The 7,528-nt window shown below is 60.1% G+C and carries 5 protein-coding genes; all 5 read right to left on the reverse strand.

Going from position 1 to position 7,528, the window contains the following annotated elements; translation table 11 throughout:
- Positions 1-169: 169 nt before the first annotated feature.
- Entirely contained in the window at positions 170-1,045 is an 876-nt protein-coding gene (locus VHD36_02165) for a phosphatase PAP2 family protein (protein ID HVU86096.1), read from the reverse strand.
- 143 nt (positions 1,046-1,188) lie between these two features.
- Positions 1,189-2,304: a hypothetical protein gene (locus VHD36_02170; protein ID HVU86097.1), complete on the reverse strand. Its 1,116-nt coding sequence runs from the start codon at positions 2,302-2,304 to the stop codon at positions 1,189-1,191.
- Positions 2,301-5,210 (reverse strand): thioredoxin family protein, encoded by a 2,910-nt coding sequence (locus VHD36_02175; GenBank protein ID HVU86098.1) that lies wholly within the window; start codon positions 5,208-5,210, stop codon positions 2,301-2,303. Before VHD36_02175 ends, VHD36_02170 begins: the two co-directional genes overlap by 4 nt.
- A gap of 359 nt (positions 5,211-5,569) precedes the next feature.
- On the reverse strand, positions 5,570-6,562 hold the full coding sequence (locus tag VHD36_02180; GenBank protein ID HVU86099.1) for a sugar phosphate nucleotidyltransferase: 993 nt from the start codon (positions 6,560-6,562) through the stop codon (positions 5,570-5,572).
- 380 nt (positions 6,563-6,942) lie between these two features.
- On the reverse strand, positions 6,943-7,528 hold a 586-nt coding region (locus tag VHD36_02185), incomplete at its 5' end, for a dockerin type I domain-containing protein (GenBank protein ID HVU86100.1).

A 7,528-nucleotide genomic window follows, 5' to 3' on the forward strand; every position in this document is an offset into this window, starting at 1 on the left:
GGCCGCGGCAACACCGCACGCAATAGCATGGCGTCGACGAAGGCGTTCAAGTGGTTGCTGACAAACAGCACGCCGCCCTCGCGAGGTAAATTCTCCGGACCCATTACATCGATGCGGCGGAAGAACACGGCCAGGGCCAGGCGGGCCCACCAGCTCAGCAAGCGGTACATCATCGCCGTGTCTCCCAGCGGCGATAGATCCAAGCACCGACCGTGGGCGTGCCGAATGCCAGCAGCGTTCCGACCATGAGGTCGATCACGTAGTGATAGCGCAAGACGATCGTGGCGCCGTAAATCGCCAGCACGATGGGAACGTACATCAGGCTGCGCAGCCGATCGCGGCTCCAATCCGAATAGCACAAAAAGACGCTGCAACCAACGTGCAAGCTGGGGAAGACGCCGAACAGCCCTCCCGACGACGCGACCGAATCACGCACCAGTTTCAGAAAGTGGCCCCCTTCGAGTTCGACGTGACGATGTTCAATGGGAAACGCGACCGGACCAAACGCGGGCACGAACAGGTAACCCAAGTAACTCAGCGTGTACAACAACGTCCAGGCCGTAAGGAACTGCTCGCGATTGGCGCCGGCGCGGGCCTCGAGGTTGAAGAATAGCGCCAGGTGAATGTACGGAATGAACCAGGCGTAGGCCAAGGCGAACGCCTCGATCCGTCCAGGCGTGAGGAACCTCTGAATCTCGAAACTTGGGTCAAAGCCAAAGATCGCGATATCAATGCGCGACAGAACCGGATCGAAGGTATCCGTTCCAACGGCCTCGACACTCAAGCGGCCCAACGTCGAATAGAGTGTAAAAATCCAGGCGACCATCGCCCACGGCCGAATGCGCGACCACCACGTGGCATGTCGCCGACCCGCGTCCACAGCAACGACGCACGACATGACGAGCGCGAATACGAAGTGCAGCCCGCCCAACCGCTGTGCGGCCGGGAAATCGCTGACGAGCCCCTTAAGCGAGGCCGTCCAAAGAATGCCGACCAGCATCAAATCCGCCGGATGCGGCACTGCCCACTTGCGCTCTGTTGTCATTCAGAAGGCCCGAACGCGCGAAATGCGTATCAACGACAAGAGCAACCAGAGCGGAAGCCGTGCCTGCCGTCAAGAGCGGAGAACAATCCGTGGCGCGCAAGTGTCAGTACACGCGCGGATTCGCGCTGCGGCAACAACCGTGATTAAGGGCTCACTCGCCGTACGCGATTGTTGTCGCTGTCGCCGATATAGATTGCACCATCGGCCGCGATGCAGACGCCGTGCAAGTTGTTCAGGTGTGCCTGCGTTGCGGGTCCGCCGTCACCGCTAAAGCCTGGCTCGCGCGGAATGCCCGCCACGATCGAGATGGTTCCGCGAGTCGGATCGATCTTGCGCAATACGTGATTGCTGCTATCGACCACGTAAACCATCCCGTCTGGACCGACGGCGATTCCCTTTGGGCTGTTGAACCGCGCCTGTTTCGCCGGACCCTCGCCGACAGCAAATCCGGCCTCGCCGGTACCCGCGACGTGGTGCAGGCAGCCCGCTTTGAGGTCCAGCTTCCACACGGCGTGCCCCTCGCGCAAGGCAATCCACATGACGTCACCGGCCACGAACAGCGCGCGTGGGCCAAGGATCGGCGATGTCTTGGCCGTGGCGCCGTCCTTGGGCAGTTGCTTCTCGCCCGTTCCGGCAATCGTTTCGATCATGCCCGAGCGAGCGTCGACGCGGCGAATGCGATGGTTGCCGATGTCGGCGATGTACAAGTTACCGGCGACGTCGAAAGCCAGGCTATGCGGTTGCTTGAGTCTGGCCTGCGTCGCGGGACCGCCGTCGCCGCTGAAACCTGCTTCTCCGCCGATTCCGGCGAACGTGGAAATGATGCCGGTACTCCGCTCGACGCGGCGGATGACATGATTCTTCATGTCGGTCCAATACAGATTGCCGTCGCGATCGAAACGCAGCTCGTGAGGCTCGGACAATTTCGCCGCCGTCGCAGGGCCGCCGTCGCCGGCGAAGCCTTCGACGCCCGTGCCGGCGTAGGTCGACACTTCGTTCGTCTGTGGGTCCCAGCGGCGGATGCGGTGCAGACCACGTTCGCACAGATACAAAGCGCGGTCGGGCCCCCACTCCAGGCCAAACGGTTGATTGATGTTCGCCGCTGGCGCCGGCGCCGTGGGACCATTGTCATTCGGGGAGCCACTGCCGGCGATCGTCTCGATCACGCCCGCCTTCTCGGCGGCCGTTAGTTCAGTTGCGGAGATATTCGCTATGGCGCCTCCGACAACGAGCCCAAAGATTAATGACCTGGCATTCATTCCAGCGCATCCAGCAGCGTTTTGATTTCCTGCTCGGACATATGGCGGGCGGTTGAGCGCAGCATCTTCGCAAAATGCTCGCGCCCCTCAGGCGAGCTGGGATGGCCGATATTGCCATTTGGTCCTGTGCTGGTGATCAACCGCTTACCGTCGGCATCGAGGATCACCATCCACGGAATTCCACCGGGCTCGTTGCGCAGCCGCTTGACCACGGTCTCGCCGTTGCGAAAGCGGCTATCGAGTTTGACGTAGACATAATCCTTGGCAATCGTGGCGCGATGATCGTCAAGGTACCGGGACAAGATCACGCACCAGCCGCAATAAGCGCCACTGTGCTGCACCAGCACGCGTTTGTTTTCGCGGCCAGCCTGTCCGAGCGCCTGGGCGAGCACTTCCTCCGCGTCGGGCATGGGTGGAGCGTGCTCGTTGAGGAACGATTTCAGCCGGCCGCGATCGAGCTGGCCCTCGGATTCGATCGCGCGGCAAGATAGCTGCGCGACGAGCTTGCCGTCGTCCCCGATCACGGCCAACGTCACGTCCCCCGGTTCAGGGAGTGCAAAGCCGATTCGGGAGGCGAGCTTCTGCGCCTTGGAACCTTGTTCGCCATCGGCAACATCGGCCGCCACGAGTACATAGTCCGCCAGCGCGCTGCGGATATCGCCGTGCTCGTAATCGTAATACATCGTGTAGAACTGCCGGCACAGGTCATCCTCGGGCGCGGCCGACACGACCAGCACGCGCTGGTAACCCAATCGCGCATCGCGCAAAGCATCGTGCAGTTGCTTGAGATGCGGCCGCTTAATAGCGAACTCCTTGGCGATCCGCTCATTGATCGTGGGCGGCAGACCTGGCAGCTTGAGCGCGACGTCGTCGATCGCCACGATGCCGGCATTTGGCGCGTTCACGTTGCCGACGTTATGCCACCGGCGAGGGCCGCCCTTTACACCGAAGTCGTCCCCCACATACAGCACATACTCCTGCCCAGGCACCAATCCAGCGAGCGCGAACGCGCCCCCCTCGCCGGTGGTAACTTGGCCGCCGAAATTCCAGTTCGAGGTTCCGTCGCTGTACTTAACGTACACGCCATATTCCAGCCACTTGTCGGCCAGCGGTTCGCGTGTCTTGTCGTCGATCAGTCGTCCCCGAACGGTAGCCAGCGGTCCGATGGGGATATCAACTTGCTTGTCATCTGCCTCGCAGTTCACGATCCCCGCCTGGTGCCCGTCGCTGCTCCTTGCATAGACGATCATCTCCGAGGTAGGGCGTTCGGCGCGGAACGTACCGTTCTTATCGGTCACCGCATTCAGCCGCCGGACGGCGGCCGAATTGATGGACAGTCCCTCGACCGTGGCTTCTGCGACGCCATGCGCAGTGTTGTTCTTGGAGACCACGCGCCCAGCAATTTCGGCGCGATCTGGCTTCGTCCCGCGCAAGTTGATTTCGAATTCGCGCTCCGTAGTGATTTCAAAAGTTGGTCGTTCGCTGTTCGGGGGGCCCATCATGTAGTACGAACCCGGGCCTGCGAAGAACTCAAAGCGGCCGTCGTCGCCCGTTTTGCCGCTGTGCACCAGCATCGGAATGATGGCCTTGTGGTCATCCTTGGGATTCGGCAACTTTTCCGCCGCCGGCAGCTTGTTGTGGTACTCGTCGGAGTCTTTCGTGTACCCGTAATAAAGCTGCACGTAGGTGTTGGCCGCTGGGGAGTTTTCGTCGCCGATCGTCACGCGGCCGTAAATGCGCGTTGTCGTTTGCAGCGTGAAATCGACTCCGTCGCGCGCCGTGCTTCGCAATACGAATCTCTGCGGCGGCGCCGTCCAGTCGCGGCTCACTGGCACCAGCTTGTAGTACTGATCCGGATTGACCATCAGTGTGAAACGCCCGTCAGCATCTGTGCGGGCCGATCCGTGGAACGAATCGGTCTGGTAGCCCGCGCCTGCGATAAGCACTTCGATGTTGGCGGCGGGCCGGCCGTCGGGCAATTTCACGCTGCCGCTTACACGCACCAGCGGTTGCAGCGTGGCCGTTAAGCTGTCTTCGCCCGACTGCGGGTCCCACACTGTTCTGTCGGCCGCCACATAGCCATCTCGCCGTACCCAAACGACGACCTTGCCCTTGTTATCTGCGGGCAGAATCGAGAGCGTGGCCACGCCTTGGCTATCGGTCATGGCACGAAACTCGTCGAGCCCCGTATTGAGAATGTCTCCCTTCTTGGGCTTCTCGAAATACCAGGCATTGACGTCCACTCCGACCATCGGCTGCTCGTGGTCGTCATGAACGCAAACGGTCACAGTCCGCGTGCCGTTCAGCACGAAATGCAGCGGGTCGCTATGATCGGGCGGTAGCTTATAGGGATCGCTCGCCAGCTCCTTCATGCCGCGATATACGAAATAGTCGAGTCCTATGTCGGCCTTGCCCGCCACGACGTATCGCAATTCTGAGTCGACCGGCACACGCACCATGGCCTTGCCGGCGGCATCGGTTTCGGCTCCCGCAACCTTGTGATAATTCGAAACGGCAGCCACCCAGGCGCCGCTCACCGCAATGCCCTTTGCATCGACGACGGTAAGCGCGATCTCACGTGCAGGACGCAGCACCAGCGATACGACCTCCGGCGGTGCGCTCGTTTGATCGTATGAGAACTGATGCAGGGCCTGGCGGGCTCCGCCATCGTCTGCCGCTTGTAGCGTGAGGCCTGCGATCCGTTTGGCGGGCACCGAGAGCTCAAAGCTTCCATCGGCGCCACTTCGGGCGCGCACCAGGATCTTGTGCGTGCTGACCCACGCCTCGACATCGGCGACCGGCTGGCCGGCCTGGTCGATAACGCGGCCGCGGACCGTTACAACTTCTTCCGGCGGATGGGCAAAACCAGTCTGGACAACCCAGGCCAGAGAAATCCATCCAACCATTAGCACAGCACGAGGATCGATCCTGAGCATCGATTCGCCTCCAAAGAGAGGAACCTTTCGATGCTATTCTAAAGTGACGGAGACCATCGCCACAACGTGTGGCTTGTGCAAGCCACACGATCCGGTTTGTGGTCAAGGCAGGCGGTTTTGCGGAATCCTCCTAGGGCAGCAAAGGGTTGATCGCCAGGGAGGGCGAAATCTCTGGTCCCTCGCGCCCGTGATTCCCCTCCTCCCTGGATGATCAAGGGACGAACTACGCTCGCAACAGGCTGGTCTCTCTCACATCAGCTTGTTCACACGCTTCGTAGCATGCGTCGCTTGATCAACGCCGAAGCCGCTGATTGTTGCCTCGATTGCGCCTAGGAGTCGCGCGATTGGGGGGTCGCGCATCGCGCGATGCGCCGTAAGTAACGGCAATAGTCGTTGCCGCCCACTGCCGAAAGCTCCAGTAGTCGTTCGGCAGTAATCAGCTTCCGGAGATATGCTGCCTCTTCTATGCAGCCGATGCTTCGGCCGAGCTCGTTTTGGATCATCTCGACGAACACGGAGGCCGACATTTGGACCTCGTGCGTGCCAATGTCGAACCAGGCCGATGCGATATCGAGTTGCACGACATGCAGGTTTCCTCGTTCGAGATAAGCGCCGGCAATATCGGAGAATGTGACCTGATCATCGCGCCGCGAACGTAGATCCGCCGTGATCGATCCCACGTGCCGGTCGAATAGGTAGAAGCCTACAATCGCCGCATTTCCGCGCGCCTCCTCAGGATTTGGCGCGACCCTGGTGGGCTGGCCGGTCGGCCCAAACTCGACGATGTCATAGTGCCGAGGATCGATCAACCCCTTCGTGAATATCGTCGCTCCGGCCGGACGCAACACCGCTTGCAGCAGAGCCAATTCGAAGCGGTATCCATACAGCAGTTGGTCAGCCAGGATCACCGCCACATTCTCATCCCGCAAGAATCGCCGGCCGATCGGCAGGATGTTCACCTGATCGATTGCTTTAGCCGCGTATTCGATCCGCATGCCTAGTTTCGAGCCGTCGCCTAGCAACCGCTCCAAACTGCGTATGTCATCGAAGGTGGAGACGATCAGAACTTCGCGAACTCCGGCCAAGATCAGGACCGACAGTGGATAGTAGATCATGGGCTTGTCGTAGATTGGCACCAGCGACTTGCTGATGCCCGCCGTCACGGGATATAGGCGCGTCCCTGCGCTTTGCGCAAGAATGATTCCCTTTTTGAAATGTCCTTGAGGATTCATTTCAAGTCGATCGTCTTCCTGGTCCGTCCGACATCCCTGGGCGCCCATACTTTCGGCTGATAAGCGGACGGTGCCGATGACGCCTTTCATCTACAAGATGGCGGTCTAACCGCAGATTCAAATGCCGAAGCAGTGGCTCCGTGCCCAAACAGAGAGTTGAAACACCGTGTTTCCACAGCGCATCGTTTGTGGCGCAGAGGACCTCTCATCTAAAGAGCGTTTTTTTCAGGAAATTTCGGACGCTCGCACGAGAAGAAGACCGCACTGCAACAAGGCACAAGCGGCAGTGAACGTAAGTTACGTTTCGGGGCGGACGCCCATATCGACGCGCAGAGCCCCGCCATGCACAAGGTTCTTCAGATTTGAGTGTCAGGAATGGTCTTTGTGCGTTTGCGCAGCGCAGAGAAGCCTCTATGACGCACCGCTTGTTGTGTTCCGCCCAATTCGCGGTGAATCACGTGATCCGCGGTTTACGATCTGCTTCGCCCCCGTACGGGCCATTCGGTCACGACATTCGTAGTGGCCGACTCCGCCAATTCGCTCGGCCACGTTCTTGTCATTGCGCCGGTAATCGATGACATCCGCGGAGCGTCTGTTGGCGATGCAAGTGCGTCGCTCGGATCGGCAGTGACCGAGATGCTGGTTACGCCGGTGGATGAGACCGTGGTCGCTTGCGCGGTGCCGGCAATTTCGTCAGCTACGGCAGCCAGCGTTGCAAGCCAATTCGATGAGACTAGAGCGAGGTCTTGCGCGTTGACGATGCCGTCGCCGTTCACGTCGCCGACGGGCCCATTGCTGAGCCAATTCGCAGTGATCAGGGCCAGGTCTTGCGAATTGACAATGCCGTCGCCATTAACGTCCCCAAGCAAAACAGCTTTAGGAACAACGCTAAACGTTTGATTGTTGGTAGGCGTTCCGAGGTATCCGTTGTTGTCGAAAGCCTGGACTTGCCATTGGTAGTTGTGTCCGTTGGTCAGCGGGGTGGTGGGAGTGTAAGTGGTGCCTGCCAGCGACAAGTTGCTGAGGATGGTCTGCCCGTTCGTGGTATCGACCAGC

The organism is Pirellulales bacterium (assembly GCA_035546535.1).
Taxonomy (GTDB): domain Bacteria; phylum Planctomycetota; class Planctomycetia; order Pirellulales; family JACPPG01; genus JACPPG01.

What these genes read in the sequence shown, in the direction of transcription:
- VHD36_02180 (HVU86099.1), bottom strand. Translation starts at nt 6,562, where the DNA reads ATGAAAGGCGTCATCGGCACCGTCCGCTTATCAGCCGAAAGTATGGGC.
- VHD36_02165 (HVU86096.1), bottom strand. Translation starts at nt 1,045, where the DNA reads ATGACAACAGAGCGCAAGTGGGCAGTGCCGCATCCGGCGGATTTGATG.
- VHD36_02175 (HVU86098.1), bottom strand. Translation starts at nt 5,210, where the DNA reads ATGGTTGGATGGATTTCTCTGGCCTGGGTTGTCCAGACTGGTTTTGCC.
- VHD36_02170 (HVU86097.1), bottom strand. Translation starts at nt 2,304, where the DNA reads ATGAATGCCAGGTCATTAATCTTTGGGCTCGTTGTCGGAGGCGCCATA.